Genomic DNA, 26202 nt, shown 5'->3' on the forward strand with positions numbered 1-26202 from the left:
GCGCGGCGCCGTGGGATCGGCGAACGGTGATTGATCCGCCGCCAGACCCCAGTACAAACGCCCCGTGACATCTCTCCGCAGCCTGATCCTCCTCTGTTGTCTCCTGGCCGCCGCGCCGGCCTCGGCCGAGGTGGCCACGGAAACCGTGGAGCAGGCGCTCTGCCGCCTCATCGAGGATGCCGCGAAGGTGCGCGGCCTGCCGGTGCCGTTCCTGACGCGGCTGATCTGGCGGGAAAGCAGTTTTCGCGTCACGGCCGTGAGCCCTGTAGGCGCGCAGGGTGTTGCGCAATTCATGCCGGGCACGGCACGGGAGCGCGGACTGACCGACCCGTTCGACCCGGAACAGGCCATTCCTCACGCTGCGCATCTTCTGGCCGATCTCAACCGCCAGTTCGGCAATCTCGGCCTTGCGGCGGCTGCCTATAACGGCGGCGCCGGCCGGGTCTCGGGCTGGCTCGCCGGAACGGGCGGCCTGCCCGCCGAGACGCGTGCCTATGTGATGGCGATCACGGGCGCGCCCGCGGAGGATTGGCGCGGAGGCGCCGCCGTCGACGGAGCGGAGGGAGAGACCGAAGCCCCCAAGGCGGAAGCGCCGAAAACCTGCCTCCAGGTCACCGCCGCGTTGCGGATCCCCTCACGCGGCGATCGCTTCGCCCTCGGCGGCAACGAGGGGCCTGCCGCCCCCTGGGGTATTCAGCTTGCGGGCAATTTCTCGAAGTCCCTCGCCCTCCAGAGCTTCGCCCGCACCCGGAAACTCTATGCCGGCGTGATCGGCGAGGTCCGGCCGATGATCATCGGGACGCGCCTGCGAAACCGCGGCACGCGCGCCTTCTACCGGATCCGCATTCCGGCCGAAAGCCGGGCGGCGGGTGACATCCTGTGCGGCCGTATCCGCAAGGTCGGGGGCGCCTGCATCGTGCTGCGCACCTGAATCCGAAAAACCCTTCTTCCGGTCATGAATCCGCCGTGCGGCGCGTGTCATTCGGGTTCTCGTTCCCCGTTTGAGAGATGCATGACCCGCGCTTTCGCCGCCTTCGCCACTCTCGCCTGCCTCGCCCTGGCCGCCTTCGGGGTCACGGCCTGTTCGCCCCTCGCCCTCTTCGATGCCATCGGCCCACGCGACCAGGGCGGACGGCTCGCCCAGAAGAGCGCCGCCTTCGGCACCCATCCGCGCCAGCGTCTCGATGTGTTCACGCCCGCCGGCGGCGCGGCGGATGCGCCAGTCCTGGTCTTCTTCTATGGCGGCTCGTGGAAATCCGGCACAAAGGACGATTATGAGTTCGTGGGTCAGGCCCTGGCGGCACAGGGTTTCGTCACCGTCATTCCCGATTACCGGGTCTACCCGGAGGTGCGGTTCCCCGACTTCCTCAATGACGGCGCCGCCGCCGTCGCCTGGGTCCGCGACAACATTTCCGAATATGGTGGCGACCCGCGCCGCATCGTGCTCGCCGGCCACTCGGCCGGGGCCTACAATGCCCTGATGCTCGGGCTCGATCCGCGTTACCTGCGCAAGGCCGGCGTCGACCCGAAGGTGATCCGGGCCGTCGCCGGTCTGTCCGGACCGTATGACTTCCATCCTTTCGACCAAGATACGTCGCGGGACGTCTTCGGACAGGCCCCGGATCCGGCGGAGACGCAGCCGATCACCTTCGCCGGCCCTCATTCGCCGCCCGCCTTCCTCGCCACGGGCGACAACGACACCATTGTCCGCCCGAGCAACACGCAGAGCCTCGCGGCGCGGCTACGCGCGGTACGCGTTCCGGTGCAGGAGCGGATCTATCCCGGCCTCGATCACGCCGACACGCTGCTCGCCCTCTCGGTCACCTTCCGCTCGAAGGCGCCGGAACTGTCGGAGACGACGACCTTCCTCAAGCAATATGCCGGCACTCAGCAGCACGTTCGCTCCGTCTCGCGGTGGGACCGTTAGGCGAGCATCGGACGACAGGGGAATACGCCATGCGCGACGACGACACCGACCGGCCCAGGCGACCGGTCTCCCATACGATCGGCGAGAGCCTCGACACTCTCTCCCTCGACGAGATCGCCGCGCGGATTGCCCTGCTGCGGGCCGAGATCGAGCGGCTGGAGACGGCGAAATCGGGCAAGATGACCGCGATGGACCGGGCCACCTCGATCTTCAAGCTGTAGGCGACGTCGCGCCCTCCCGCCTCAGGGAATCCTCCTCCGCCCCCAGCCGGTCGATATCGTCGGCCTCGATCGCATCCATCCCGCGCGCGATCCGCAAGGCTCGCGTCGGCTCGCCCGCCCGCATCACCAGAACGATGGTCTCGCGATCGGCACAGCCAGGCTCGGCGCAGGCGATCTCGTTGACGGCGAGGACGTCATCCTCGCCAAGACGCATGCCGAGGCGAAGCTCGCCCTTGAGCCTGGCCGCATCGGCCGAACGCGCGGCCGAGCGGGCGCGGGCATCCTTCAGGGAAAAGAACGCCATCAGGCGGCGGCACGCTGCCAGGCGGGAAACGGATCGGGCAGGGAGCGGTAGGGCGCCGGATCGAACCGCGTCACATCCTCGGAACCGATCAGGCAAGCGTCGAGTGCGGCGGTGATCGCCGCGCGATCAAGGTCCGTGCCGATGAAGACCAGTTCCTGGCGCCGGTCGCCCCAGGCTTCGCTCCAGTTCCGGGACAGATGGATGCGCCATTCCGCATCCTCCGGCCAGCGGGCCTTCGGCACGCAGGCCCACCACGCCCCCATCGGCGACACCCGCGCGATGGAACCGGCGAGGGAGAATTCGCCGACCCAGTCCGGCCGCGTCGCCAGCCAGAAATGCCCCTTCGCGCGGATCAGGCCCGGCCATGTCGCCTTGGTGAAGGCGTCGAAAGCCGCGGGCGCGAAGGGACGACGGGCCCGGTAGACGAACGAGCCGATCCCGTATTCCTCGGTCTCGGGCACATGCTGCGCGGCGCCGTAGAGCTCCTTGAACCAAAGCGGGTGTTCCTGCGCCTTCTCCTCGCTGAACAGGCGCGTATGCAGGACCTGATCGAGGGGGACGCGGCCATAGGCGGCCTCGACGATGCGGGCATCGGCGTTGAGCCCGCGTATCACCGAGCGGACCAGGGCGAGGTGATCCGCACCGACATCACCGGCCTTGTTGATGACGACGACATCGGCGAACTCGATCTGCTCCACCAGCAGGTCGACGAGGGTCCGGGCATCGTCCTCGCCCGCGATCTCACCCCGGTCACGCAGGAACGCCGCCGACCCGTAGTCGCGCAGGAGGCTCACCGCATCGACGACGGTGACCATGGTGTCGAGCCGGGCGACGTCATTGAGCGCCGCGCCGTCCTCATCGCGGAACGAGAAGGTGCTCGCCACCGGCAAGGGCTCGGCGATGCCGGTGCCTTCGATCAGGAGATAATCGAACCGTCCCTCCTCCGAGAGCGTCCGGACCTCGGCCAGGAGGTCGTCCCGGAGCGTGCAGCAGATGCAGCCATTGGTCATCTCCACCAGCCGTTCGTCGGTGCGGGAGAGGTTGGCGCCGCCGTCGCGGATCAGGGCGGCGTCGATATTCACCTCGCTCATGTCGTTGACGATCACGGCGACGCGGCGTCCCTCGCGGTTGTTGAGGATATGGTTCAGCAGGGTCGTCTTGCCGGCACCGAGGAAGCCGGAAAGGACAGTAACGGGGAGACGGGGATCACGCTGACTCATCGGACATCCGTTATGTAATGTAATACTATTACATTTTATGAGGTCGGTCCTGTCAATCGCCGTTCGAAAATCTCTGTCCACCGGTTGACGGAGAAGGGTCGAAAAGCGCGCTCGGCGTGTTAGGGGAGGGCGCATCCCGGTGGAGTCACGGCAGACGCGCAGCCGTAGGCCGGCGATCGCCCGAGGATGGAATCCAGTGCGACCCTGGCGAGAAGGACCGGGAGACCGGCGCAGCTACCATCACGGCAACCTCAAGGAGGCGCTGATCGAAGCGGCACGCCGGTTCATCGCCGAGCGCGGCGTGGGCGGCTTCACCCTGGTGGATGCGGCGCGCCTCGTCGGTGTGACCCCGGCGGCGCTCTATCGCCATTTCCGGGGACGCGAAGCTCTGCTGGAAGAGGTGGCCGGCCGTGGCTTCACCGATCTCGCCGAGCGGCTTGCCCGCGCCCTGACCTCGCGCGGGACGCCTCTCGAGCGCTTCACCCGGATGGGGGAGGCCTATCTCGCCTTCGCCGAAGAGGAACCCGGCTATTATGCCGCGATCTTCGAGACGCGGGGCGCCCCGATGGCGGCGTCCGACGTTCCGCCGAGGCCGAGCCCCTTCGATCTTCTGCTCGAAGCGCTGAAATCCACCTTTCCCGATGGATTCGGCGGGGTCGAGCCGCGGTTCGTCGCCCTGGAAGTCTGGGCGCTGTCGCATGGGCTGGCCACGCTCTCGGCATCGGCCCATCTCCCGAAGGGGCCGGGAATGCCCGACAAGTACGAACTGCTCCGTGCGGGCGTGCTCGCCCTCGTCCATGGCGCCGGACGCCCACGACCTTCGGCCTGACGGTCATGAACAAACGGCCCTTGAAACCCCCACGTCGCATCAGCAAGTAAATGTGGTTCACATTAACATTGGAGCTGTGAGCCGTGAGCTTTTCCTCGACCTCTCCCTGGGCCACCGGCAAAGCCTGCCGCAGCGGCCCGTTTCCCCGCCGCTCGTTCGAGATCGGCGCCGTCGTCGTCGCGTTCATCTATTGGTGGCCGCTGGCGGCCGCCTACATCGCCTGGAAGGTGGCGGGTTATCCGGCCCTGTCCGAACTGCGCGGTATGGTCGGTCGTGGGGCCGATTGGCAGGCGGGCATGCGCAAGTCGCGCTTCGCCCAGGCCTTCGAGGCCGCTGACCTGCGCGGCACCGGCAACCTCGCCTTCGACGATTACCGCCGATCGGAGCTCGACCGCCTCGACGCCCAGCGCAAGGCGCTGCAGGAAGAGAGCAAGGCCTTCGCCGAGTTCGTGGAAGAACTGAAGCGTGCCAAGGACCGCGAGCAGTTCGATGCGTTCATGGCCAAGCGCGGCAACACGGGTCCGACGCAGAGCGTCTGACCGATCCCCCATCCGGGGTCACGGAGGGCTTCCGGCAACGATGCCGGGAGCCCTTTTTCGTTCGTCCGGCAGATCGACCAATCCTGAAGGTTCTTCGGGTGGGGCAAGGCGATGAAATGCAGGCATGAAGCCGAGGTTCGGCGTAGTCACGCTGACGGCCCCGGGTTCCGTCCGGAGGAGTCGCAGCGAGACACGCCACGTCTCGGAGCGTGGCAGGCGGTGGTCATATCCCTCGTAGAGCCGCATCTCCGACAGGAAGATGCCCACCACCATGACGAGGGATGTCCCAAGCGAAGTGAGGAATGTGGCGCGGTAGCGGATTCTATCGTTCCGGGCAGACTTGCTCATGGGCGTGCCGTTTCGGATAAGTTTCACCGAGGATCCGGACAGCCCCATTTGTTTCGTGCCGACGACCGGGACGCCTGCACGCCCCCGTTAAAGTCACGCGTCTTTATCGGATTTTCATCCGCCGGGGGGCCATAAGGGCGTTAGTCCGGCAACTGCATGGGGGCGGTTCCGTGCCGGTCGTGGCGTGACGGACCGGTCTCGGGGGAGGGAAGGCAATGGGCAATACGGGCAGTCTCGGCGCGGAGGGCCGTGCGGCGGTCACGGTGGTCGACCATCCCCTGGTCCAGCACAAGCTGACCCTGCTCCGTCAGAAGGAACGGTCCACCAAGGGCTTCCGCCAAATCCTCAACGAGATCGGAATGCTCCTCGCCTATGAGGTCACCCGCGACCTTCCCCTCGAGCGGGTGACGATCGAGACGCCGATACAAGCGATGGAGGCACCGCAGATCGCCGGCAAGAAGCTGGTCCTGGCGCCGATCCTGCGCGCCGGCGTCGGCTTCCTCGATGGCATGCTGTCGCTGGTGCCCTCGGCACGTGTGGCCCATGTCGGGCTCTATCGCGACCCCGAGACGCTGGAAGCGGTCGAGTATTACTTCAAGGCGCCCTCCGACCTCGTCGACCGCACCGTCCTCGTCCTCGACCCGATGCTGGCCACGGCCAATTCCGCCATTGCTGCCATCGACCTCCTGAAGCAGCGCGGAGCGCGCGACCTGCGCTTCGTCTGCCTTCTCGCCGCACCGGAAGGCGTCGCCAAACTCCAGGCGACGCATCCCGACGTGCCGGTCTGGACCGCCTCCATCGACAGTCACCTCAACGACCACGGCTACATCGTGCCCGGCCTCGGGGATGCCGGCGATCGGATGTACGGCACACGCTGAGTGACGCCTCACCGATCAACTCCTCCCTTGCCAACCCGCCCTCCGGCCGCACATGACGGGTCACGCCAACCGGAGATGTGATGCGATGACGTCAAGCCCAGACCTGCCCGAGACCATGCGCCAGATCCGGTTCGCGGAAGCAGGTGGGCCGGATGTCCTGACCCTCGAGACGGTACCGCTGCCCCAGCCCGCCCCTGGCCAGGTGCTCATCGAAGTGGTGTCGGCCGGCGTGAACCGGCCCGATATCCAGCAGCGCGAGGGCAAGTATCCGCCGCCGAAGGGAGCTACCGAAATCCCGGGCCTCGAAGTTGCGGGACGGATCGCGGCCCTCGGTGAGGGGGCGGAGGGGTTCGCCATCGGCGATGAAGTCTGCGCCCTGACGATCAGCGGCGGCTATGCGGAATTCGCCGTGGCAGAGACCGGGCAATGCCTGCCGCGCCCGGCCCCGCTCTCGCTGATCGAGGCGGCCGGCCTGCCGGAGACCTATTTCACCGTCTACAGCAACGTCATCGAGCGCGGACGCCTCAAGCCCGGAGAAAGCTTCCTCGTCCATGGCGGATCGAGCGGAATCGGCTCGACGGCGATCCAGATGGCCAAGCTCCACGGCGCGCGGGTCTTCGCCACCGCCGGTTCGGCCGAGAAATGCGCGTTCTGCGAGGAACTCGGCGCCGACGTGGCGATCAACTACCGGGACGCGGATTTCGCGGAGGAGATCAAGCGTCTCACCGAGGGCAAGGGTGTCGACGTCATCCTCGACATGGTGGGCGCCCCCTACCTCGCCCGTAATCTCGCCTCCCTGGCGATCGAGGGACGCCTCGTCCAGATCGCCTTCATGCAGGGCTACAAGGTCGAGAGCTTCAGCATGACGCCGATCATGATGAAACGCCTGACCTTCACCGGAGCGACCCTGCGGGCACGCCCCAAGGCGGAGAAGGCGGCCATCGCCGAGGGCCTGCGCCGGGACATCTGGCCCCTCCTCGCCGACGGCCGGATGAAGCCGATCATCCACGCCACCTTCCCCTTGGACAAAGCGTCCGAGGCTCATGCGCTGATGGAATCGAGCGCGCATCTCGGAAAGATCATGCTGACGACCGGGCGCTGAACCGGCGGTCCCCCGCGGGTCGTCTTGCGGCATTTCCGTGAGATGTCGCCACCAAAGCCGATCGACTCGGAACAGGGGGCTCGGCCGTCGCGTTCAATTCACCAGATGAGACGTCAGCGTCTCGAATTGAACATCACGGCCGCCCCTGGCCGAGCTTCGAAAGGTAACCCATGGCAGAACGACTTGAAGGCCAGGACGCACGTCAGGGCAAGAGAGGCAAGCCGGTTCTATACGTGCTGCTCGGAAGCCTCTTCCTCTTGGCCATCGCCATCACGGGCTTGATGACCTGGCAGGGTGCCAATTCGCCGAAGGATTACGCGTCCAAGAGCCAGGATGCCTCCCGGGGCGAGGTGACGGGTTCGGTCACCGGCGCCGGCAATGGGACGTCCTCCTCGAACACGGGTAACGTTCCGGCCGGGAACCCGGCCTATCCGGCCCCCGCCAAGCCCGCGGCAAACGGCAATCAGAAGTAAGCGTCACCCAAGCTTAGGGTACACCATGCCGCGGTGGCGCCAGGGGATACATCCCGTGAGCGGTACCGTGGCATCTTTCTCAATGCCGATGGCGTCGACATCGGTATTCGGCGACCAAAAACCTGTTTCGGCTCGGCCGATGCGGCTGGTTGCAGTCAATCTCCGTTAGGATTTCATCCGCATAGTTCTCGGCGTCTGTTCGATGCCTTCGAGACCTGCCGATGATTACCTACACGCCCGCTAGCCTGCCCGTCCCCTTCTTCGGCGATCCTGGAGCCACGATCGGCCTGCGAGCGCTGCTCGAACAGGCATACGGCAAGGAAGCCGTATCCGAATTCACCAAGCTCCAGATTTCCTACGCGACCACGCCAGGCTACACGCCGTTCAGCTACTGGAATCCCGATGCGCCGTCGGCCACGACCGTGCTGCGCCATGGAAAAGTTCTCGAAGCCGACAAGACCTATACGATCTTCAACCAGAGCCAACTCGACGATTATTCGCTGAAAGCCGGCAATCTCATCTACGCGAATGTCGACATCGCGGTGAAGACCGCCGCCGGACAATACCAGGATCTTCGTCTTCAGACCGTCCCGGGGGAACTGAAGGGCCAGGATGCCTATGACGGCGTGGTGAACCCCTCCGACATCGTCAAGGCCGCACGCGCATTGGCGGCTGCCGAGCACGATGTGCCCAACGGCAACGATTGTTACTTCATCGCCGACACGATCGCATCGTCCGCCGGCGCCCCGCTACCGAACCATTCCTACGGCCTGCCCTCCCAGAACGTCGAGGGCGGATATTGGCGCATCGCCTATCGCGGAACCGCCGAGAATGCCGATTGGCAATCCGAGCTTCAGCCTGGCGACGTGGTTCGGCTGCATTGGTGGGACGGTGGTCCCCATAGCTTCACGGTCGTGTCGAGTCACAATCAGAACGGACCGATGGAGGTCGTCGATAACGGCCTGGACAAGATCGCGGCGCACTGGACCGAGTATCAGTCGAAGGCCAACCCCGAGGCCGTCACCATCTATCGGCTGACCGATGACGGCCTGAACATGATCAACGGTACCACCGCATCCGAGACCCTCCACGGGACGATCTGGAGCGATACGATCTTCGGGATGGCGGGAAACGACACGCTCAAATCCGGCGAGGGCAACGATTCGATCAACGGCGGGGAAGGTGCCGACCTGATGGTGGGCGGTGCCGGCGACGACATCTACACGGTGGACAACCGTGGCGACCGCGCCGTCGAGGGGCGAGATGACGGGCATGACCGGGTTCTGACCGAGGTCTCCTTCGCCATTTCCGGGAGCCATATCGAGGATGTGGTCCTGCAGGGACCGAACGCCATCAACGTCAGCGGCAATACCCTCGACAATTTCCTCTGGGGCAACGGAGCCAGCAACGTCATGCGGGGCGGGGGCGGCGACGACCGGATCAACGCGCGTGGCGGTGACGACATTCTCGTCGGAGGCAAGGGGACCGATCACCTCACCGGCGGCGCGGGCGCTGACCGTTTCGTCTTCAGAACGGAATCCGGCCGCGACCTGATCTACGATTTCCAGCAATCCCAAGGCGACCGCATCGACCTGTCCGGCCAGACCTATTCCCTGAGCCAGAATTCCGACGGCAACGCCGTCCTGACCCTGTCGGGCGGCGGCACGCTCATTCTGGATTACATCGCGGCGAGCGAGGTCAATTCCAGTTTCTTCGTCTGACGGAGTTTCGCCAGGATGCCCCTTCGACGATCCCCCGATTGGGGGGTCGTTCAGGAGGCGGAAACGTCCGAGCGCCCGCCTTTCCGGTTCGGATGGCGTCAGCGGGTCGGAACGGGAACTTCGCCGCGGTAATCGTAGAACCCGCGCTTGGTCTTCCGGCCGAGCCAGCCGGCCTCGACATATTTCACGAGAAGCGGGCAGGGGCGGTATTTCGAATCCGCCAGGCCTTCGTAGAGCACCTGCATCACCGACAGGCAGGTATCGAGGCCGATGAAATCGGCGAGCTGCAGCGGCCCCATCGGATGGTTGGCGCCGAGCTTCATGGCGGTGTCGATGGCCTCCACCGAACCGACGCCCTCGTAGAGGGTGTAGATCGCCTCGTTGATCATCGGCAGCAGGATGCGGTTGACGATAAAGGCCGGGAAATCCTCCGACATGGTGGAGGTCTTGCCGAGCTTGGCGATGAACGCCTTGGCCGAGACGTAGGTCGGGTCCGCCGTGGCGATGCCCCGGATCAGCTCCACGAGCTGCATGACCGGGACGGGATTCATGAAATGGATGCCGATGAAGCGTTCCGGCCGGTCGGTGGCGGCGGCGAGGCGCGTGATCGAGATCGACGACGTGTTGGTCGCCACGATGGCATCCGGGTTCAGAGACGGGCACAGGGCGGTGAAGATCTGGCGCTTGGTCGCCTCGTCTTCCGTCGCCGCCTCGATGACGAGATCGCAGGGGGCGAGGTCGTCATAGCTCTCGGCGGCGAGAATGCGGGCGACGCCGCTGCGCCGCTGCTCGTCGGTGATCGTGCCCTTGGAGACCTGGCGCGCCAGGTTGCCGTCGATCGTCGCGAGCCCGCTATGGATACGGGCGGTATCGCGGTCGTTCAGCCTCACGTCCAGCCCAGCCATGGCACAAACGTGCGCGATGCCGCTTCCCATCTGGCCGGCGCCGATGATTCCGACGGTCTTGATCTCGATGGCCATCGCTTGAACTCGCACCCCTGAGGCGCGGCCGGTTCGGCCGCAGAACGCCCGCCTAGCGATCGAGGCGTTGGCACCGCAATTGAAATGCGGCGCACAAAATTCCTAGATCATTTTCTCGCTGAGGTGCAGCCCGGGCAAGCGCTTAAATGGGAAAAGTACTCCGCCGCGGACGCTGGCGGCGGAGTCCTGTCGGGGTCTCCCGGGGCCCGGGATCAGCCCTTGGCTTTGGTGATCTCGGCCTGAAGCTCGGGGACGATCTGGAACAGGTCGCCGACGAGGCCGTAATCCGCCACCTGGAAGATCGGGGCATCCTCGTCCTTGTTGATGGCGACGATGACCTTGGAATCCTTCATTCCGGCCAGATGCTGGATCGCGCCGGAGATGCCCACCGCGACATAGAGGTCCGGCGCCACGACCTTGCCGGTCTGGCCGACCTGCCAGTCGTTGGGGGCGTAGCCCGCATCGACGGCAGCGCGCGAGGCGCCCACCGCAGCGCCGAGGGCATCGGCCAGCGGCTCGATCAGCTCCTTGAACTTGTCCGACGAGCCAAGCGAGCGGCCACCCGAGACGATGATCTTGGCAGCGGCCAGTTCGGGCCGGTCCGACTGGGCGATCTCCTCGCCCTTGAAGGTGGACTTGGACGCAGCGGGCGCGCTCGCCGAAACCGGCTCTACCGGAGCCGTCGATCCCCCGGCGGCAGCGGCCTTGAACGCCGCCATGCGGACGGTGATGACCTTCTTGCCCTCGGCGGCCTGGACGGTCTGGATCGCGTTGCCGGCATAGATCGGCCGGTCGAACGTATCGGGCGAGATCACGGTCATGATGTCCGAGATCTGCGCCACGTCGAGGAGAGCGGCCACGCGCGGCAGCACGTTCTTGCCCGTGGTGGATGCCGCGGCGATGATCACGTCGTACTCGCCCGCGAGCGAAACGATCAGCGCGGCGGTCGGCTCCGCCAGGGCGTGGTCATAGCTGGCATCCTCGGCCAGCAGCACCTTGTCGACCCCGTCGAGGGTCGCCGCGGCATCCGCCGCGGGACGGCTTCCGGCGCCGGCCACCAGGGCGTGGATCGGACCGCCGATCTCTTTGGCGGCGGTGAGGGCCTTCAGGCTGGCGTCGCGCACGGCGCCGTTATCGTGCTCGATGAGAAGGAGAGTGGCCATGCTGTGCGAACCTCGTTGCTGTGCGGCCTGTCATCCGTCGCGGCGTCGCGCCGGGCTGCGGCCGAAGTGATTGTCGGACCGGCACCGGCCGTCTTTCGAAGGCCGGTGCGCGGACGGGGCGGGCGCTCAGATGACCGAGGCTTCGCCCTTCAGCTTCTGGACGAGTTCGGCCGCGGAGCCGACCTTGATGCCCGCCTTGCGGCCGGCCGGCTCGACGGTCTTCAAGACCTTGACGCGGGGCGTCACGTCGACGCCGAGCGCATCGGGGCTGAGCTCCTCGAGGGGCTTCTTCTTCGCCTTCATGATGTTGGGGAGCGAGGCGTAGCGAGGCTCGTTGAGGCGAAGGTCCGTGGTCACGATCGCCGGCAGGGCGAGGGTGACGGTCTGCAGGCCACCATCGACCTCGCGGGTGACGTCGATCGATCCCTCACCGAACTCGACCTTGAAGGCGAAGGTGCCCTGGGGCCAGTCGAGCAGGGCGGCCAGCATCTGACCGGTCTGGTTGGAATCGTCGTCGATGGCCTGCTTGCCGAGGATGACGAGGCCGGGGGCCTCCTTCTCGACGATGGCCTTCAGGATCTTGGCCACCGCCAGCGGCTCCACCAGACCGTCGGTCTTGACCAGGATCGCCCGGTCGGCCCCCATGGCGAGGGCGGTGCGCAACGTCTCCTGCGCCTGCTGCGGGCCGATGGACACGGCGACGATCTCGGTCGCCTTGCCCTTCTCCTTGAGACGGATCGCCTCTTCGACGGCGATCTCGTCGAAGGGGTTCATCGACATCTTGACGTTGGCGAGTTCAACCCCAGAACCGTCGGCCTTGACGCGGATCTTGACGTTGTAGTCGACGACCCGCTTGACGGGCACCAGAACCTTCATGGCGGTCACAATCCTCCAATGATTTTCTTGGCAAGGGCCGGCGCAACGCGCGAGGGGCCTTCGACGCGGTCGAAGGTCCGGGCACCCTCCTGGAAAGAAGCGGCGGACCGTAACGGGGGGATTTCAGACTTGTCAACGCGTGCGACAGTCTAGCCCCGCGTCGAACACATGGAGTTCGACATCCCGGCTCTCTTGTATGCGGTCTACCAGATATCTGGCGTCAGCGGTTCTTGCCCGGCACCCAGAGCACGTCGTCGGCTCCATTGGCATTGGCCGTGCGGCTCGCCACGAAGAGGAAGTCCGAAAGGCGGTTGAGGTATTGCAGCGCTTCCGGCGAGACGCGCTCGCCCTCCACGGCCGCGAGGGCCACCGTGAGGCGTTCGGCCCGGCGGCAGATCGTACGGGCGAGATGGAGCGCGGCGGAGGCCGCCGAACCGCCGGGAAGCACGAAGGATTTCAGGGGCGACAATTCGGCGTTGAGGGCGTCGATATCCGCCTCGATCCGCTTCACCTGGCTCGCGACGATGCGCAGGGGCTCGTAGGCCGGCGGCTCGTCGCTCTCGGGGGTCGCGAGATCGGCCCCGAGGTCGAACAGGTCGTTCTGGATGCGGCCGAGCATGGCGTCGAGGACGATATCGGCATGGAGGCGGACGAGGCCGATACAGGCATTGGTCTCATCGACCGTCCCATAGGCCTCGACCCTCAGATCCGCCTTGGAGCGACGTTCGCCGTTGGCGAGCGCCGTGGAGCCCTTGTCGCCGGTGCGCGTGTAGATGCGATTCAGGGTGACCAAGGGTTATCCGATCTCGGTTCCAGGCGGCGGGCTCAGAACGTGTAGCCGAGCTTGCCACCGAAATTCGTCAGGCCGCGGTTCTCGTGGCACAGTCCGGCATTCGACATGTGCTCGACGGTGGCCATGATGCTCCAATGCTCGGTGAGGCGGAAGCCGAGAGCCGCCGCTTCACGGAAGAGCGGGTTGCAGCCCAGCGCGTTGAAGCCCGCCGGTGCGTAGGCCTTGAGCCCGGTATAACCGTTATGCGCACCCGCGCCGAAGAAGCCTTCGAGGAAGACCCGGTTGTTCAGCGTCTGAGGGAACAGGTCCACCGTCCAGGTCGCGCCGATATAGGCGTAGCTGGTGCGGCCATCGAAATTGTAGCTGCCGCCCACGGTCGGGCGCGGCACGAAGGCCTGCCAGAACGGGTCGAGGCTCACCACCGGCTTGTAGAACAGGATCTCGCCGTTGATGGCGTTGGTGTTCTTCTCGGCACTGCCGGGATCCTGGACGGCCCCGCCGATACGCACCTCGGAGACGATGCTCAGGGGCTGAACCGGCGTCACGTAGGCCGCCGCGGGGGGCGGTGAACCGAGATCAGCAGCCTGGGCGGACCACACGACGGGCAGGGCGAGAATGCCGGCGACCAGGCGAGAGCAGATGGCTTGCATCGATGACGGATCCAAAGTGAACCCGGTCTTCCTACCACGCTGGAATACGCTGGCGGCAGTCCGGTTGCTCAGTAATCCCGTCCCGTCCTCGTCTTAGATCGCATGTGAGACCCGTCCGCCACACTCACCGGGATGTGATCGCCACTCAGGCGGAGCGCCACCACACCACACCCATGATGAAGATGATCGCTAGAAACTGAAGCAATACGCGCAGGCGCATGAGGCGTTGAGACGTGTTGGCGCTGCCGCCGCGCATCATGTTGACGAGGCCGAGCAACAGCACGACGGCCACGGCGAGGCAGGCGACGAGGACGAGGGTGTTGGAAGACATGACGGCTCGGGCTCGCAACGCAGGGACGAAGCCCATATGGCTCCGGCCTTTCCTTAAGCCATAGGGCAGGGCATCGCACCCGATGAACGGGTGCACATCTCAGTTTCGCCGCAGCAGCCGCTCGAAATAGTCGAGCTCTTCCCTCGGCCGGCTCGGATCGCCGAGCTTGCGGCGCAATTCCTCCATGATCCGGCGCGTGCGTTGGACTGCGGATTCGTCCGCCGTCGGCACCTTGCCACGGCCGTCGGAAAGATCGCGGCCCTTGGTCGGCCGGCCGAGCGGATCGTCGTCGCGATTGCCGGCCTGCCCCTGCTGGCTCGGATTCTCGCCGCCCTCCTGCTCGCCTTCGCCCTCACCCTCGCCCTGGGCCATGTCCTCCATCTGCTTCTGCATGCCCTCGGCGCCGCGCTTGAGCCCGTCGAGGGCACGCCCCTGAGCATCGACGGCATCGCCTTCCTTGCCCTCGCCGAGGGCGCCTTCGGCGTCGCGCATCGCCTCCTCGGCATCGGCGAGGCCGTCCTCGCCCTGCATCCCGAGTTCCTTCATCCGCTTCTGCAGATCCTCAAGGCGCTGGCGCAGAGCCTGCTGACGGTCCCCGGCGCCACCCTGGCCCTGCGCTCCCTTCTGGCCTTTCTGTCCCTTCTGGCCCTGTTGCCCTTGCTGACCCTGCTCGCCGCCCTGCTGCTGTCCCTGGTCACCATTCTGCTGCTGGCCCTGCTGGCCGCGCTGGGGCTTCTGGCCCTGCTTCTGCCCGGGCTGCTGGCCGCGCTTGTTCTGTCCGTCCTTGAAGGTCTCGTCGCGCAGGTCCTGCTGCTCGCGGGACATCTTGTCGAGTTCCTCCGCCTGCTTGCTCATCTCGCGGGCGCTGGGGTCGGACTTGCCACCCGGCTCGGCGGTCTGGAGGTTTTCGAGGATGCTGCGGAGCTGTTCGAGCAGGCGCTGCGCCTCGGCGGTATCGCCGCGCTTCATCGCCTCTTCCATATCCTTGAGCATCTTGCTCAGATCGTCCGGGGTGACGGTCTTGGCGTTCTGCTGGGACTTGCCCTTGTCGCCCTGCTGCTGAGGCTGCCTCTGCTGGCGCTCGGCCATCTGCTTCATGAACTTGTCGAGGGCCTGTTTCAGATCCTCGGTCAGCTTCTTGATCTCGTCGTCCGGCGCGTTGCGGTCGATGGCGTCCTTCAGCTTGTCCTGTGCGGCGCGCAGGCTCTTTTCCGCGTCGGAAAGGTCGCCGTCCTCGATCTTGAGCGCCATCTCCCACAACAGGTCGGCGACCTCGATCAGGGCTTCGTCGCTCCGTGCCGCCTTGAGCCGGCGGGACGCGGTGCGCAGCCCGAGGAAGATCGACGGCTGCGGCGTAAACTGGTCCGGCGCGATCATCAGGGCATCGAGGGCGGTCTGCACCCGGCCCCGGCTCTCGTCGGGAGCGGTAACGAGGCGTCGGCGCTCTTCTGCTAGGGCCCGCGCCAGGGGATCGCGGAAGGGCCGCGCCGGCAGCGTGATCTCCGCCGTCTCGGTCCGTCCCTCCTGACCGGCCTCGTCCTTGACGACGAGGGTCAGGCGAACCCGCGCCCCCGACCAGGGATTGTCGGTGAGGTCCACCAGCGTCTTCGTATCGGTCTCCCCGCTCGCGTCGGAGGGCAGGGCAAGGGGCATCTTCGGCAGGGGAACCAGGGAGCGTCCTCCGGCCAGGGGCTCGACGATCCCATCGGCCGAGGCGATGCCGTAATCGTCCTTGGCGCGATAGCTCAGGTTGAAGGTGCCGCGCGCATTCACCTCCAGGGCGCCGACGCGCCTGACTTCCGGGACGAGATCGGGGATGGTCTCGACGATGAGATGCTGCTTCGGCGCCGAGCCCGCGGCAATCACGAGATCGGCGGTCCCTCCGACGAGCTGGAAGCGGTCCTCGCGAAGGTCCGGACGGGCCTCCTTGCCGGGCAGGGGCTTCAAACCGGCATTCGGGGTCAGGACGACGTCGCCTTGACCGGCGATCCGGACGATCAGCGTCGAGTTCACCGGCGCGCGCAGGTGCTGCTTAGTCCCGTTCATGGTGACGACGAGGGGCGGAAGCCGGGTGTAGAGCGGCGGATCGATCCAGCCGTCGACGCGGAAGCTCGGTCCGGGACCCGCGGCCTCGTGCCAGTCGAAGGCACTGCCGATGCGCTGGCGCCATTCCGGGCCGGCGACGAACAGGCTGGCCAAAGCCGCCACCACAAGGCCCGCGCGCAAAGCGAGGGGATCGCGGCCTGGCATGTCCGGACGGGGCAGGCCGACGCTCAACCGGGCGACGGCCTCGGCCGCGCGGCGCTGATGCAGCGCCCATAGGGCCTGGGTCGCCGGATCGGACGTCCCGACGGCGAGGGTGTCGTCGATGGCCGACGCCGGGTTGTGGGACAGGGCGGCGTCGCCGGCGGCGGCATCGCGGTCGAGGCGCGCGAGGGCCTCGCGGCGGCTCGGGCGGGACAGCCGGGCCAACGGGCCCAGGGCGGCGAGGAAGGCGATGGCGAAGGCTGCAAGTCCGGCCATGCGCCATGTCGGCGGCAGATCGAGCCAGAGCCCCAGCCATGACGCTGCGAGGAAGACCAGGACGACGGCGAGCGCGCGCCAGACGAGCGGCCATACCCGCTCCCAAAGGCCTGCGGCCTGCGATTGCGACACGAGCCGGTCCAGCCGGCTTCGCACGGCCGGCGTCTTCGGCGTCATGTGGGTCGCGCCGGAGGTCGTCGCGTCGGCCACGTCCATTCTGCTGGGCTCCCGAAGCGGGGCACGCTCACCGCATCCCGCCCTGTCAGCCTAGCATGGTGGCGGCGCGCGGCGATCGGGTCAAATCGGCCCACCCGCTTTGCGGGCGCGCGGCTATTGCGACCGCAGCCAGTCGGGCACGCGGTCGAGGCCGATGAGGTCGTCGTAGGTCTGGCGTGGCCGGACGATGGCCGCGCGATCGCCGCTCACCAGAACCTCGGCCACGAGGCGACGGGTGTTGTAGGTTCCGGCCTGGACCGCCCCATAGGCGCCCGCCGTCATGACGGCGACGAGGTCGCCCGGCGCGACATCGGGAATGTCGCGGGCGAGCGCGATGTAGTCGCCGCTCTCGCAGACCGGTCCGACCACATCGGCAACGACGCGTTGGGTGTCGGCACCGGGCTCGATCACCGGGCGAAGGGCGTGATAAGCTTCGTAGAGCGTCGGACGGATCAGGTCGTTCATCGCCGCGTCGACGATGACGAAGGTCCGGCCCTCCGTGCGCTTCACGTAGAGGACGCGGGTGACGAGGATGCCGGCATTGCCGGCGATCATGCGGCCGATCTCGAAGACCGGGCGCAGGCCCAGCGGCTGGAAATGCGGTCGCAGAATCTCCGCCAGGGCGGCGGGCTCCGGGGGAGGGGCGTTGTCCTCTCGATACGGAATGCCGAGGCCGCCGCCGAAATCGATGTGATGCAGGGGGTGCCCCTGCGCCATCAGACTGCGCGCCAGGTCCGCCAGCAGCCCGGCCGCATGGGCGAAGGGCGCGAGATCGGTGATCTGGCTGCCGATATGCATGTCGACGCCGGATACCGCGATCCCCGGCAGAGACGCCGCACGGGCGTAGACGTCCTGCGCACGACCGATGGGGATGCCGAACTTGTTCTCGGACTTTCCCGTGGAGATCTTGGCATGAGTCCCGGCATCCACATCCGGGTTGACCCGCACGGAGACCGGTGCGGTCGCGCCCAGGCTGGAGGCCACCTCGGACAGGGTTTCGAGCTCGGGCTCGCTCTCCACGTTGAAACAATAGATGCCGGCATGCAGGGCCGCCGCCATCTCCTCGCGGGTCTTGCCCACGCCGGAGAACACGATCCGTTGCGGATCGACACCGGCGGCGAGGGCACGGCGCAGCTCACCCTCGGAGACGATGTCCATCCCCGCGCCGAGACGCGCCAGGGTGGTGAGCACCGCCTGGTTCGAATTCGCCTTCATGGCGTAGCAGACGAGGGCGTCGTCCCCGGCGAAGGCTTCGGCGAAGACCCGGTAATGCCGCTCGAGGGTCGCGGTCGAATAGCAGTAGAACGGCGTGCCGACCTCGGCCGCGAGGCCGGTCAGGTCGACATCCTCGGCCGCCAGCAGGCCGTCGCGATAATGGAAATGGTGCATCGGCGGGCCTTGGGACGCGGACTTGGAGACGGAAGCGCGGCGGTCGGCCCGCCGACGATCCTCTACAGGAGCGGGTCGAGGATAAAGGGTGTCTTGGGGATGGTGTAGCCGCGCCTGACGCCCTTCGACGTCTGCACCGGAGCTTCGACGATGGCCTTGGGCGTGCCGGAGATCGCCGAGGGATCGAGATCGTCGCCATCGGCCACGGCGGTGGCATCCGCCACCGGTGCCGATCCGAATCCCAGCCCGGAGGATTGCGCCGGCGCCCGTGTGTCGGGCGCCTGGAGCGCACCGCGCCGGCCGCAGCCGGAGCCGGCGAGGGCCACGCCGCCCAGAACGAGGAGCAACGTCAGTCGGGAACGAAACAACATCAACGTAGGTCCGGAGCCTCGGGCGTCGGCATCATAGCCGCTGCTTCTCGCCGATGCGAGCGCAACGGCCACGCTTTATGTTGCCTGAGGCGCCGGGGCCTCAATGAAGGGGATCAGCCCTTCTTGCCGGAGGTTTTCTCGTAGGCATCGATGGCGCGGCGGCAGTTCTCGGACAGTTTGGTCCAGTTGGTCTGGAAGCACTTGTCCATGGCCGGATCATCGGGCGAGAGGTTGCCGCAATAGGTCAGATAATCGCCGGTGCAGTATTTCTTCAGCGTCTCGTTGCCCCGCTTCGTCTGGGGAGCGCCTTGGGCGAAGGCCGCCGCCGACGAGAACACGGACACTGTCGCGAGTGCGAGGGCAAGCGAAGTCATCTTGAAAGTCATAGGGAACGCGATCCGTCTCAGACAGTGAGGATGTGACGAACCCGATGATGCCTTTGCATGGTCGAAACAAGGCACGCCGGTGGTCATCCCATGAAGACGCGGCTTCTACGCCACTCCTCCGGCCGCCTGCAACGTCCCTCTCGCCACCCGGCGGTGGATCAGACGGGTTCGGTCCGCTTCACCGGAATCGAACCGGCCTGAGAGCCGGGCATGGCGAAGACATCGACCGAGGGAAGCCGGCTTTGTCGGAGCAGCGAATCCGCCACCTCGACGATGCGCTGACGAAGGGAGGCGATCTCCGCGTCCGGAGGCGCCTGTGCGCTGCGCAGGGCTTCACATTCGGCGAGGAGCGTCGCGTAGCGCGCCCGCAGGTCCTGGCCGGCCTCGTCGTCAACGGTGGCTACGTCCAATGGCATCCCCTTCGCCTCGCGGAGCACGTGGAGATCGTCGAGGAGATCGCGATGGGCGTTCTCGAGCACCTCCAGCGTGGCGAGGCTGAGGGTTCCCTCCGCGCGCGCCGCGGCAAGGTCGTGTTCGACACCGTCGAGGGTCGCCCGTGTCGAGGCGAGCGTGGCATCCCGCTCTTCCACATTCCGCGACAGGGCGGCGATCTCGAGGGTCCGCGCTCCGATCGTCGCCATATCCGCATGGCGGCTGCCCCGCGCGGCCTCGACCTTCCGCTCCAGACGCCGCTGCGTGACCGCGAACCGCGCGCGCAGGTAATCCTTCTCGGCGGCGATTTCGGAGGCGGAGAGGGGGACGAGACCTTCGAGCCGCCGCTTGGCGAGGCGGGTCGCCCGGGCATTCACGGCCGGCAGGACCATGAGCGCGCACAGGCTCGCTGCGAGAAAGCCGAGCGCGAAGATCATCACGGTTTCGATCACGCGGGAATGCTCTTCCTAGCCGCTGGACGCGGCCGGAGAGGCCGCGACGCCCATGTCTTTAGACCATTTCTCCCAGGTGAGACCAATCCTTTGAAGGGTTTGAGACGAACCGTCGCCGTCGGGGATCATCGTGCCGGGTCGGATCAGAACGGGTTCCAGGTCGGCTTCGGGGTGAACTTGAGATAGCCGACGTTGATCCCGAGGCGTGCACCGACGCCCGTCCTGATCGGCACCACCACCATTCCGTCGTTCGTGACGGCGGTCATCCCGAACCCGCCGATGAAATAGGCGGAGCCGTCGACCCCGGCAAAGCGGCGATAGAGGCCGGAGACCGAGGGGAGGTTGTAGAGAAGCATCATCGTGCGATCGCCGTCGCCGCCAAGATCGAACCCGATGGACGGCCCCTGCCAGTAGATCCGGCGCTGCCCGGCATTGCGGGTATAGAGCGTGCCCTCGCCGTAGCGAACGCCGCCGACGATGGCGCCGGATGCTTCCTGTCCGAGGATGTAGCCGTTGGGCTCGCCCCAGCGTCGGGTCGCTTCCTCCACGGTGAGGGCGAGACCGCGCGACATCGAGCCGAAGAACTTATGCCCGTTATCCACGATCTCCGCGGGCCGGAACCGACCGGGAGGCTGCTCGTCGTAGGACAGGGCCGGAGCGAGGGGCGCCGCAATAAGGAGGGCGGCCGCAGCGCCGCCGAAGATCAGTGCGCGGCGCCGGGCTGCCAGCGGCGAGGGTTTAGCCGATGCTGCGAGGGGATTCGAAGGATCAGTCATCCGGAGCACCATGTTCGCCCATCATAAGGTTCGACATCCGTCCCGTTCGCCGACATTCTCCCGGCAAGATCTGTCCGAGCCGGGACAAGCGGAGGCACGAGCCCGCGTAGCGCCGATTAGAGCACGAAGTACCGCATGATAGTGTTAACGCGCCGTGACCTCGCCGGAATCACGCTGGCATCGTGCATTGCCGCACCGCGCGCCTCCTTTGCGCGGCAGGGTCTGATCGCCCTCGATGGGTTCGACGCGGTCAGCTATTTCCTCGATCCCGACGGGCAGCCGGTGCCTGGCAGACCGGCCTTCGAATGGGAGTGGAAAGGTCGGACCTGGCGATTCTCGCGGCCGGGAAACCTCGCGGCCTTCCGCGATGCGCCCTCCGCCTATGCACCGCGTCTGTCCGGTTACGATCCGATCGGGGTGCTCGACGGCCGGATCGTGGACACGGACCCTCAGATCTTCGCGATCCTGCCCGGTCCGGCAGGGGAGGGTCTCTACCTGTTCCGCAACGGGGAACACCGTTCGACGGTGGTCGCGTCACCGGCCATCGTCGTGGCGGCAGAAGAGAAATGGCCGGCCCTGCGCAAGCTCACCGAGGACGGCGCGCAACTCTGATGCAGGCACCTCTCACACCGGCGGCGTGGTCTGCGCGGGACATGCCTGCCGGGCCGTGCCGAGGCTGGGCCCGCGATCGGGCAGGCCGAGGCGGCCCGTATAGCTCGGATCACCGAGGGCCGCGAAAGGGCCGTTCCGATAGAAGATGCCGTAGTGGCCATAGGTGATCTCGCGCCCCGAGGGCACGATGACGCAGCCGCCGGCGGTGGTCAGCACATGGTCCCCGGCCGCGGTGTCCCATTCCATGGTCGGGCCGCAGCGGACATAGATGTCGGCCTCGCCGGAAGCGATGAGGCAGAACTTCAGGGCCGATGCGACGCCGCGCCTCTGGCCGATGGGCAGCCCTGCGAGGCATGCCTCCGTCTCGGTATCGCCGTGGCGGCGGCTGACGAGGGCGACGAGTCCGTCCTCCGGCACCTTCCGGACCCGGATCGCGTTCCGCGTCGTTGGCCGCCCGCGATGGATCACGGCTTCGAACGCGGTGGCGCCGGCCCCCCAGACGCGGCCGATGCCCGGCCCGGCCACGGCCGATGCAACCGGCCTGTTTCCTTCGATCAGGCAGATATTGACGCTGTAATCCGGGTTTCCGGCCAGAAAGTCGCGCGTGCCGTCCAGAGGATCGACCAGAAAGAACAATTCGGCCGGCGGCAGATCGTGGGTGGATTCCTCGGAGACGATGGGGATGGTCGGGTAGCGCTGCCTCAGAGCATCGAAGATCAGCTTTTCGGATGCGATGTCGGCGACGCTCGACGGTGTCCCGTCCGGCTTGATCACGTGCGCGCAGTCGCCACCATGATGTCGTCGGAGGATTTCGCCGGCTTCGCAGGCGATGTCGGTCAATGTCGTCGCGATGCTGTCGCGCATCCGCGGATCGAGGGGCATGGGAAAGTCTTGCCTTGCGAGCCGCGCCTTGTCGACTCTAGAGTCGGCTCCGAAACGGACTACGCACGCCTCGCGTCGCTTTTCAAAGCATCCTGTGCCGTCTATCGGTGCCGCCCTCGGTCGGTTTCATCTCTCGAAGCCGACGGACCGGCCGCATCCGCGGCCCATTCATTGCCCTGTGCGGAGAGCACGATGACCCCCGTCGATCTCGATTCCCTCGATCTCTCCGCGCTGCTCTGCTCGCGCGTCTGCCACGACGTCATCAGCCCGGTCGGCGCCATCGTGAACGGGCTCGAAGTCCTCGAGGACGAGAACGACACGTCGATGCGGGAATTCGCCCTCGAACTGATCAGCAAGAGCGCGAAGCAGGCCTCCGCTCGGTTGCAGTTCGCCCGCATCGCGTTCGGCGCCGCCGGATCGGCGGGCGCGTCGATCGATCTGGCCGATGCCGAGAAGGTCTCGCGTGGGATGTTCGGAGACGAGAAGACCCAGCTGACCTGGAGCGCACCGCAGGCGCTCTATCCGAAGAACAAGGTCAAGCTCCTCCTCAATCTCGTCATGATTGCGACCGGCACGATTCCCCGCGGCGGCAAGATCGACGTGGTCGTCAGCGGCGACGGGGAGACCCCCTCCATCGTCATCACGTCGAAGGGGTCGCATGCCCGCATCCCCGCCCATGTGGAGGATCTGATCGCGGGAACGCCGGAGAACGGCGCGGTGGACGCGCACAGCATCCTGCCGTTCTATGCCGGACTCGTGGCCCGCGCGGCGGCGATGAACGTCCGCTTCGCGATCGAGGGCGACGAAGTGACGATCCGGGCCGAGCCCGTGGCAGCCGCCGTCGCTCCGGCCGCGGCACCCGCCGAGTCCCCCCTGGAGGATACGCGCCCCTCCGACAGCGAGCCGCCCGAGACGTCGCTCGCCTGATCGCCGGAGCGACGGTCGCGGCGGGATGGATCAAATCCTGCCGCGACTTGTGAATTTGTCGTTCGCTCGAAACTCTTCACTAACCTGTCGGCCTCAAGGTGGAACGAGCACAAACCTAGTGCGCGTCTGGACCGAGTGCCTCTAATGGACGACTTGCTGCGTGAGTTTCTGACCGAGAGCGCAGAGCATCTCGATACCGTCGACGCCGAACTGGTGCGCTTCGAGCAGGATCCCAACAACCAGACGATCCTCCGAAACATCTTTCGCCTCGTCCACACGATCAAGGGGACGTGCGGGTTCCTCGGCCTTCCGCGCCTCGAAGCCCTGGCGCATGCGGCCGAGACGCTGATGGGCCAGTTCCGCGACGGGATGCCGGTGAGCAGCCCCGCCGTCAGCCTGATCCTCGTGACGCTGGACCGGCTGAAGCAGATCCTCGGCGACCTCGAGATCGCCGGCACCGAGCCGGCCGGCAACGACGACGACCTGATCAACGCCCTCGACGCCATGTCGGCCGCGCCGTTCGCGGCACCGGTCCAGGTCGTCGAGACCAAGCTCCCCGACCCCGTCATGCGAGAGCTGAAGCCGGGAGAAGTCTCCCTCGACGAGCTCGAGCGCGCTTTCCTCGAAGCCGAGGGTCCCGACCTGTCGGAGCCTCTGCCCGTCGAGCCGGCCCCCGTCGCCGAACCGAAGCAGCCAGAACTCACGATCCCGGAACGCGACTCCGCGTCCTTCGCCGAGGAGTCGCCCGTGAAGGGCGCGAACCGCAAGAATGGGGCGGACGCTCCGACCGGAGATTCCGAGGGCGGCGCGTCGAAGGTCCAGAGCATCCGCGTCAACGTGGACACGCTCGAACACCTCATGACGATGGTCTCCGAGCTGGTGCTGACCCGCAACCAGCTGCTCGAGATCGCGCGACGCCACGACGATTCCACCTACAAGGTTCCCCTGCAGCGCCTCAGCCATGTGACGGCCGAGTTGCAGGAAGGCGTCATGAAGACGCGCATGCAGCCGATCGGCAATGCCTGGCAGAAGCTGCCGCGCGTGGTCCGCGACCTCTCGTCGGAACTCGGCAAGCAGATCGAGCTCATCATGAGCGGTGCCGAGACCGAGCTCGACCGCCAGGTGCTCGAGGTCATCAAGGACCCGCTCACCCACATGGTGCGCAACTCGGCCGATCACGGCATCGAATCCACCGCCGACCGGAAGGCGGCGGGCAAGCCGGCCCGCGGCACGATCCGCCTCGCCGCCTATCACGAGGGTGGCACGATCACGATCGAGATCGCCGATGACGGCAAGGGCCTCGATCTCGCTGCCATCCGCCGCAAGGCCGTGGAGCGCAACGTCGCGAGCCAGAGCGATATCGACAAGATGACCGACGCCCAGGTTGCGAAGTTCATCTTCCATCCCGGCTTCTCCACCGCGAAGGCCGTCACCTCGGTCTCCGGCCGCGGCGTCGGTATGGACGTGGTGAAGACCAATATCGAGCTCATCGGCGGTGTCATCGACATCAACACGCAGCTCGGCCGCGGAACCACCTTCACCATCAAGATCCCGCTGACGCTGGCGATCATCGCGGCCCTCATCGTCAAGGCCGGCGACCTTCGCTACGCCGTGCCGCAGGTGGCGGTGCTGGAACTGGTGCGCGTCGACAAGGCCACCGCCCAGAAGGTCGAGCGCATCAACGGCTCGCCGGTGCTGCGCCTGCGCGAGCGCCTTCTGCCGATCGTGACCCTCACCGGGGTGCTGGGTCAGAAGGAGAATGCCGAGAGCATCGATTCCGGCTTCGTGGTGGTCGCACAGGTCGGCCGCCAGCGCTTCGGCATCCTGGTGGACGAAGTCTTCCACACGGAAGAGATCGTCGTGAAGCCGATGTCGTCCAAGCTGCGCCACCTGCCGCTGTTTGCCGGGAACACCATTCTCGGCGATGGCGCTGTGGTCCTGATCGTCGACCCGAATGGCATCGCCCGTCAGGTCAGCCAGGACACGCAGACCGGCGCCATCCCGGTGGATGCCGAACCGGAGGAGGTGGATGCCGCCGATGCCAAGGCGACGCTGCTGGTGTTCAAGGGCGGTGGAGGCAGCTTCAAGGCGGTGCCGCTCTCCCTCGTGACGCGGCTCGAGGAAATCGAGGCCGACAAGATCGAATGGGTCGGCGGACGCCCGCTGATCCAGTACCGCGGCCGGCTCATGCCGCTGGTCCCGGCCGATCAGTCGATCGAGATCCGGAGCGAGGGCACCCAGGCCCTGGTGGTGTTCTCGGACGGCGAACGGGCCATGGGCCTCGTCGTGGACGAAATCATCGACATCGTGGAGGAACGTCTCGACGTGGAGATCGCGGCCGAGCGTTCGGACCTCATCGGTTCGGCGGTCCTGCGCGGCCGCGCCACCGAGATCATCAACATCGCCCATTTCCTGCCCCTGGCCTATGACGACTGGGCGCGGGGCGCGCACAAGCCCGAGAAGCGCAATGCCACGCTGCTTCTCGTGGACGATTCGGCCTTCTTCCGCGACATGCTGAGCCCGGTCCTCAAAGCCGCCGGCTACACCGTGATCACCGCCGGAAGCGCGGAGGCCGCCCTCACCACGCTGATGGCCAACGGCCGTATCGACGTGGTCGTATGCGACCTCGAAATGCCGGGCCGAAACGGCTTCGACCTCGTCGCCGCCATGCGGAAGGGTGACGAGCGCCTGTCCCGGCTACCGGTCATCGGATTGTCCGGCACGGTCGGCATCGACGCCATCGAGCGGGCTCGCTCCCTCTCGATCCTCGATCTGGTGGCGAAGTTCGATCGCAGCGGGCTGATCTCGGCCCTCGGCGAAGTCGACATTGTCAGCCTTCCCAAAGCCGCCTGAACCCGGCCTTCGAACGAGATCGGACACT

General features: G+C 66.6%; 28 protein-coding genes. 12 read left to right on the forward strand and 16 right to left on the reverse strand.

What is annotated here, in order from left to right; genetic code table 11:
* Window positions 1–64: 64 nt before the first annotated feature.
* The 3 genes from MKK51_RS06835 (at window position 65) to MKK51_RS06845 (ending at window position 2148) form a co-directional block, all read left to right on the forward strand.
* A complete protein-coding gene (locus tag MKK51_RS06835) occupies window positions 65–931 on the forward strand; it encodes a lytic transglycosylase domain-containing protein (protein WP_243975856.1) in 867 nt (288 codons plus the stop codon).
* Between the two features lie 81 nt (window positions 932–1012).
* Window positions 1013–1927: an alpha/beta hydrolase gene (locus MKK51_RS06840; protein WP_243975857.1), complete on the forward strand. Its 915-nt coding sequence runs from the start codon at window positions 1013–1015 to the stop codon at window positions 1925–1927.
* 29 nt (window positions 1928–1956) lie between these two features.
* Window positions 1957–2148, forward strand: coding sequence for a DUF1192 domain-containing protein (locus MKK51_RS06845; protein WP_243975859.1), 192 nt, complete (start codon window positions 1957–1959; stop codon window positions 2146–2148).
* Here the strand turns inward: MKK51_RS06845 and MKK51_RS06850 are convergent.
* The gene (locus MKK51_RS06850) at window positions 2138–2452 is read right to left on the reverse strand and encodes a hypothetical protein (protein ID WP_243975861.1); all 315 of its coding nucleotides are present in this window, start codon (window positions 2450–2452) and stop codon (window positions 2138–2140) included. The genes MKK51_RS06845 and MKK51_RS06850 overlap by 11 nt on opposite strands.
* Window positions 2452–3672, reverse strand: coding sequence for a zinc metallochaperone GTPase ZigA (gene zigA / locus MKK51_RS06855; RefSeq protein ID WP_243975863.1), 1221 nt, complete (start codon window positions 3670–3672; stop codon window positions 2452–2454). Before zigA ends, MKK51_RS06850 begins: the two co-directional genes overlap by 1 nt.
* Before the next feature lie 196 nt (window positions 3673–3868).
* Here zigA and MKK51_RS06860 point away from each other — a divergent pair, with 196 nt between their 5' ends.
* Together MKK51_RS06860 and MKK51_RS06865 are read left to right on the forward strand one after the other, a co-directional pair.
* Entirely contained in the window at window positions 3869–4501 is a 633-nt protein-coding gene (locus MKK51_RS06860; protein WP_243975864.1) for a TetR/AcrR family transcriptional regulator, read from the forward strand.
* Window positions 4502–4584: 83 nt separating this feature from the next.
* Window positions 4585–5040 carry a DUF2852 domain-containing protein gene (locus MKK51_RS06865; protein WP_243975866.1) on the forward strand — a complete coding sequence of 152 codons (456 nt, stop codon included), beginning with the start codon at window positions 4585–4587 and terminating at the stop codon, window positions 5038–5040.
* 18 nt (window positions 5041–5058) lie between these two features.
* Here MKK51_RS06865 and MKK51_RS06870 read toward each other — a convergent pair whose 3' ends face one another.
* Window positions 5059–5388 (reverse strand): hypothetical protein, encoded by a 330-nt coding sequence (locus tag MKK51_RS06870; RefSeq protein ID WP_243975868.1) that lies wholly within the window; start codon window positions 5386–5388, stop codon window positions 5059–5061.
* 215 nt (window positions 5389–5603) lie between these two features.
* Here MKK51_RS06870 and upp point away from each other — a divergent pair, with 215 nt between their 5' ends.
* The 4 genes from upp to MKK51_RS06890 all read left to right on the forward strand — a co-directional run bounded on the left by upp (window position 5604) and on the right by MKK51_RS06890 (window position 9562).
* Window positions 5604–6266, forward strand: coding sequence for a uracil phosphoribosyltransferase (gene upp / locus MKK51_RS06875; RefSeq protein WP_243975870.1), 663 nt, complete (start codon window positions 5604–5606; stop codon window positions 6264–6266).
* An 85-nt stretch (window positions 6267–6351) separates the two neighbouring features.
* Window positions 6352–7368, forward strand: coding sequence for an NAD(P)H-quinone oxidoreductase (locus MKK51_RS06880; RefSeq protein ID WP_243975872.1), 1017 nt, complete (start codon window positions 6352–6354; stop codon window positions 7366–7368).
* A 170-nt stretch (window positions 7369–7538) separates the two neighbouring features.
* Entirely contained in the window at window positions 7539–7841 is a 303-nt protein-coding gene (locus MKK51_RS06885) for a hypothetical protein (RefSeq protein WP_243975874.1), read from the forward strand.
* A gap of 221 nt (window positions 7842–8062) precedes the next feature.
* The gene (locus MKK51_RS06890) at window positions 8063–9562 is read left to right on the forward strand and encodes a calcium-binding protein (protein ID WP_243975876.1); all 1500 of its coding nucleotides are present in this window, start codon (window positions 8063–8065) and stop codon (window positions 9560–9562) included.
* A 98-nt stretch (window positions 9563–9660) separates the two neighbouring features.
* Here the strand turns inward: MKK51_RS06890 and MKK51_RS06895 are convergent, their stop codons facing one another.
* The 12 genes from MKK51_RS06895 to MKK51_RS06950 form a co-directional block, all read right to left on the reverse strand.
* Window positions 9661–10542, reverse strand: a complete 882-nt coding sequence (locus MKK51_RS06895) for a 3-hydroxybutyryl-CoA dehydrogenase (protein WP_018042661.1) — start codon at window positions 10540–10542, stop codon at window positions 9661–9663.
* 212 nt (window positions 10543–10754) lie between these two features.
* Window positions 10755–11705 (reverse strand): electron transfer flavoprotein subunit alpha/FixB family protein, encoded by a 951-nt coding sequence (locus MKK51_RS06900; protein ID WP_243975878.1) that lies wholly within the window; start codon window positions 11703–11705, stop codon window positions 10755–10757.
* Window positions 11706–11831: 126 nt separating this feature from the next.
* Entirely contained in the window at window positions 11832–12581 is a 750-nt protein-coding gene (locus MKK51_RS06905) for an electron transfer flavoprotein subunit beta/FixA family protein (protein WP_243975880.1), read from the reverse strand.
* Between the two features lie 220 nt (window positions 12582–12801).
* Window positions 12802–13374, reverse strand: a complete 573-nt coding sequence (locus MKK51_RS06910; protein WP_243975882.1) for a cob(I)yrinic acid a,c-diamide adenosyltransferase — start codon at window positions 13372–13374, stop codon at window positions 12802–12804.
* 32 nt (window positions 13375–13406) lie between these two features.
* Window positions 13407–14024, reverse strand: a complete 618-nt coding sequence (locus MKK51_RS06915; protein ID WP_243975884.1) for an acyloxyacyl hydrolase — start codon at window positions 14022–14024, stop codon at window positions 13407–13409.
* A 145-nt stretch (window positions 14025–14169) separates the two neighbouring features.
* Window positions 14170–14355, reverse strand: a complete 186-nt coding sequence (locus MKK51_RS06920) for a twin transmembrane helix small protein (protein ID WP_243975886.1) — start codon at window positions 14353–14355, stop codon at window positions 14170–14172.
* 99 nt (window positions 14356–14454) lie between these two features.
* Window positions 14455–17094 (reverse strand): TIGR02302 family protein, encoded by a 2640-nt coding sequence (locus tag MKK51_RS06925; protein ID WP_243975888.1) that lies wholly within the window; start codon window positions 17092–17094, stop codon window positions 14455–14457.
* Between the two features lie 114 nt (window positions 17095–17208).
* Complete coding sequence (gene lysA, locus MKK51_RS06930; RefSeq protein ID WP_243975890.1) at window positions 17209–18483, reverse strand: diaminopimelate decarboxylase; 1275 nt, start codon at window positions 18481–18483, stop codon at window positions 17209–17211.
* Window positions 18484–18545: 62 nt separating this feature from the next.
* Window positions 18546–18854 carry a hypothetical protein gene (locus MKK51_RS06935; RefSeq protein ID WP_243975892.1) on the reverse strand — a complete coding sequence of 103 codons (309 nt, stop codon included), beginning with the start codon at window positions 18852–18854 and terminating at the stop codon, window positions 18546–18548.
* Between the two features lie 113 nt (window positions 18855–18967).
* The gene (locus MKK51_RS06940; protein ID WP_243975894.1) at window positions 18968–19240 is read right to left on the reverse strand and encodes a 3',5'-cyclic-nucleotide phosphodiesterase; all 273 of its coding nucleotides are present in this window, start codon (window positions 19238–19240) and stop codon (window positions 18968–18970) included.
* 158 nt (window positions 19241–19398) lie between these two features.
* Window positions 19399–20124 carry a hypothetical protein gene (locus MKK51_RS06945; RefSeq protein ID WP_243975896.1) on the reverse strand — a complete coding sequence of 242 codons (726 nt, stop codon included), beginning with the start codon at window positions 20122–20124 and terminating at the stop codon, window positions 19399–19401.
* Between the two features lie 143 nt (window positions 20125–20267).
* Window positions 20268–20900 (reverse strand): DUF1134 domain-containing protein, encoded by a 633-nt coding sequence (locus MKK51_RS06950; RefSeq protein ID WP_409565632.1) that lies wholly within the window; start codon window positions 20898–20900, stop codon window positions 20268–20270.
* A gap of 135 nt (window positions 20901–21035) precedes the next feature.
* Between MKK51_RS06950 and MKK51_RS06955 the strand changes: the two genes are divergently transcribed.
* Window positions 21036–21512 (forward strand): hypothetical protein, encoded by a 477-nt coding sequence (locus MKK51_RS06955; protein ID WP_243975900.1) that lies wholly within the window; start codon window positions 21036–21038, stop codon window positions 21510–21512.
* Between the two features lie 12 nt (window positions 21513–21524).
* On the opposite strand, the gene MKK51_RS06960 is transcribed toward MKK51_RS06955, so the two are convergent.
* Complete coding sequence (locus MKK51_RS06960; protein ID WP_243975902.1) at window positions 21525–22394, reverse strand: 3'(2'),5'-bisphosphate nucleotidase CysQ; 870 nt, start codon at window positions 22392–22394, stop codon at window positions 21525–21527.
* 192 nt (window positions 22395–22586) lie between these two features.
* Between MKK51_RS06960 and chpT the strand changes: the two genes are divergently transcribed.
* Together chpT and MKK51_RS06970 are read left to right on the forward strand one after the other, a co-directional pair.
* Window positions 22587–23321, forward strand: coding sequence for a histidine phosphotransferase ChpT (gene chpT, locus MKK51_RS06965; RefSeq protein WP_243975904.1), 735 nt, complete (start codon window positions 22587–22589; stop codon window positions 23319–23321).
* Between the two features lie 144 nt (window positions 23322–23465).
* On the forward strand, window positions 23466–26174 hold the full coding sequence (locus tag MKK51_RS06970) for a hybrid sensor histidine kinase/response regulator (RefSeq protein ID WP_243975906.1): 2709 nt from the start codon (window positions 23466–23468) through the stop codon (window positions 26172–26174).
* Window positions 26175–26202: the final 28 nt, after the last annotated feature.

It is taken from the genome of Methylobacterium sp. E-045 (assembly GCF_022829685.1).
In the GTDB taxonomy this organism is placed as follows: Bacteria; Pseudomonadota; Alphaproteobacteria; order Rhizobiales; family Beijerinckiaceae; genus Methylobacterium.

Coding starts and splice junctions, on each gene's coding strand:
- MKK51_RS06940 (WP_243975894.1), bottom strand. CDS start 19,240: ATGACTTTCAAGATGACTTCGCTTGCCCTCGCACTCGCGACAGTGTCC.
- MKK51_RS06915 (WP_243975884.1), bottom strand. CDS start 14,024: ATGCAAGCCATCTGCTCTCGCCTGGTCGCCGGCATTCTCGCCCTGCCC.
- MKK51_RS06845 (WP_243975859.1), top strand. CDS start 1,957: ATGCGCGACGACGACACCGACCGGCCCAGGCGACCGGTCTCCCATACG.
- lysA (WP_243975890.1), bottom strand. CDS start 18,483: ATGCACCATTTCCATTATCGCGACGGCCTGCTGGCGGCCGAGGATGTC.
- MKK51_RS06905 (WP_243975880.1), bottom strand. CDS start 12,581: ATGAAGGTTCTGGTGCCCGTCAAGCGGGTCGTCGACTACAACGTCAAG.
- MKK51_RS06970 (WP_243975906.1), top strand. CDS start 23,466: ATGGACGACTTGCTGCGTGAGTTTCTGACCGAGAGCGCAGAGCATCTC.
- MKK51_RS06960 (WP_243975902.1), bottom strand. CDS start 22,394: ATGCCCCTCGATCCGCGGATGCGCGACAGCATCGCGACGACATTGACC.
- MKK51_RS06870 (WP_243975868.1), bottom strand. CDS start 5,388: ATGAGCAAGTCTGCCCGGAACGATAGAATCCGCTACCGCGCCACATTC.
- upp (WP_243975870.1), top strand. CDS start 5,604: ATGGGCAATACGGGCAGTCTCGGCGCGGAGGGCCGTGCGGCGGTCACG.
- zigA (WP_243975863.1), bottom strand. CDS start 3,672: ATGAGTCAGCGTGATCCCCGTCTCCCCGTTACTGTCCTTTCCGGCTTC.
- MKK51_RS06885 (WP_243975874.1), top strand. CDS start 7,539: ATGGCAGAACGACTTGAAGGCCAGGACGCACGTCAGGGCAAGAGAGGC.
- MKK51_RS06925 (WP_243975888.1), bottom strand. CDS start 17,094: ATGGACGTGGCCGACGCGACGACCTCCGGCGCGACCCACATGACGCCG.
- MKK51_RS06900 (WP_243975878.1), bottom strand. CDS start 11,705: ATGGCCACTCTCCTTCTCATCGAGCACGATAACGGCGCCGTGCGCGAC.
- MKK51_RS06840 (WP_243975857.1), top strand. CDS start 1,013: ATGACCCGCGCTTTCGCCGCCTTCGCCACTCTCGCCTGCCTCGCCCTG.
- chpT (WP_243975904.1), top strand. CDS start 22,587: ATGACCCCCGTCGATCTCGATTCCCTCGATCTCTCCGCGCTGCTCTGC.
- MKK51_RS06955 (WP_243975900.1), top strand. CDS start 21,036: ATGATAGTGTTAACGCGCCGTGACCTCGCCGGAATCACGCTGGCATCG.
- MKK51_RS06920 (WP_243975886.1), bottom strand. CDS start 14,355: ATGTCTTCCAACACCCTCGTCCTCGTCGCCTGCCTCGCCGTGGCCGTC.
- MKK51_RS06895 (WP_018042661.1), bottom strand. CDS start 10,542: ATGGCCATCGAGATCAAGACCGTCGGAATCATCGGCGCCGGCCAGATG.
- MKK51_RS06950 (WP_409565632.1), bottom strand. CDS start 20,900: ATGACTGATCCTTCGAATCCCCTCGCAGCATCGGCTAAACCCTCGCCG.
- MKK51_RS06880 (WP_243975872.1), top strand. CDS start 6,352: ATGACGTCAAGCCCAGACCTGCCCGAGACCATGCGCCAGATCCGGTTC.
- MKK51_RS06890 (WP_243975876.1), top strand. CDS start 8,063: ATGATTACCTACACGCCCGCTAGCCTGCCCGTCCCCTTCTTCGGCGAT.
- MKK51_RS06850 (WP_243975861.1), bottom strand. CDS start 2,452: ATGGCGTTCTTTTCCCTGAAGGATGCCCGCGCCCGCTCGGCCGCGCGT.
- MKK51_RS06935 (WP_243975892.1), bottom strand. CDS start 18,854: ATGTTGTTTCGTTCCCGACTGACGTTGCTCCTCGTTCTGGGCGGCGTG.